Source organism: Flavobacterium agri (genome assembly GCF_013401995.1).
GTDB lineage: Bacteria > Bacteroidota > Bacteroidia > Flavobacteriales > Flavobacteriaceae > Flavobacterium > Flavobacterium agri.
This window is the reverse complement of the sequence record NZ_JACBJI010000036.1, coordinates 1-629: the sequence shown is the minus strand read 5'-3', so window position 1 is coordinate 629 and position 629 is coordinate 1. Positions and strand designations below refer to the sequence as shown.

At 36.9% G+C, this 629-nt stretch carries 1 protein-coding gene; it reads right to left on the bottom strand.

The annotated features are described in order from the left end of the window. Positions 1-372: 372 nt before the first annotated feature. A partial coding sequence (locus HZF10_RS17990) for a hypothetical protein (RefSeq protein WP_217703416.1) occupies positions 373-629 on the bottom strand: 257 nt, incomplete at its 5' end.

Here is a 629-nt window from a genome sequence, read left to right as displayed (position 1 = left end):
TTCGATAAATCGAAACTCTTTTTTATTAACTTCGTCTTGGTTAGCGGAGCGTACTTTCTTCGAAAGCCGCACCGGCGGTTACCAGCCTAACGTTACCAGACATGTCACAAACAACAACTAAAGAATACCAATAACGAATGAATAAGCAGAGTAAAACAATTTTTTTGCTAATAATTTTAGCTGTTGTATCCTATAATATTTATGACTATTTCAAGGCAAAAAATGAAGTCAGTGAATCTGAAATGAATAGGTGTATTTCCCAATTTATGCAAAATAGTAACGTATCAGAATCGATTGCTAAAAAATATTGTGATTGCGCAATTGAATCCTTAAAAAAAAAGTACAAAGATTCGAAACTGTCCGGGGATCAAATTAGGGAGAATGAAAAAGAAGTTTTGCAAGACTGCTATGAAAAAGCTTCTGAATCTGAATAAAATTATAGAAAGTAATATAGACACGTCTGGTAACCGCCGCTAACCGCCATGGCAGCGGAATGACTAAGTGGCCGAGCTGGTTCCAAAAGCCACAAAACTTAGATTTTTTCTGCTTTTCCAAGCTAGAAAAAATCATAAGTTTTGTTACCTTTCGTATCGGCGGAGAGATCCGTCTCCGAAAGGCTGCCATGATCG